This window comes from Paenibacillus polysaccharolyticus, assembly GCF_023714295.1.
In the GTDB taxonomy this organism is placed as follows: domain Bacteria; phylum Bacillota; class Bacilli; order Paenibacillales; family Paenibacillaceae; genus Paenibacillus; species Paenibacillus polysaccharolyticus_A.
This window is the reverse complement of record NZ_JAMAUN010000077.1, coordinates 1-255: the sequence shown is the minus strand read 5'-3', so window position 1 is coordinate 255 and position 255 is coordinate 1. Positions and strand designations below refer to the sequence as shown.

Genomic DNA, 255 nt, shown 5'->3' with positions numbered 1-255 from the left:
AATCGTTTCATTCGGGGCCGTTCACGGATGTGTCGGTCGAATAAACGAGTTGGTTTGAGAGTTTGAGCTCTCAAAACTGAGCAACGAGTGAGTTGAAAGCTTTACGAAGTAAAGCTCGCTTCGGAAGTATGCTTCCTGAAGACTTTTTTGAATGTTTCCACGCGGGAAACGATTCTCCATAGAAAGGAGGTGATCCAGCCGCACCTTCCGATACGGCTACCTTGTTACGACTTCACCCCAATCATCTATCCCACC

Annotated in this window: 1 rRNA gene; it reads right to left on the bottom strand. The window is 47.5% G+C overall.

Annotation, left to right across the window (positions count from 1 at the left end):
- Positions 1 to 182: 182 nt before the first annotated feature.
- Positions 183 to 255 (bottom strand): 16S ribosomal RNA (locus M3629_RS28290); the annotation flags it as partial.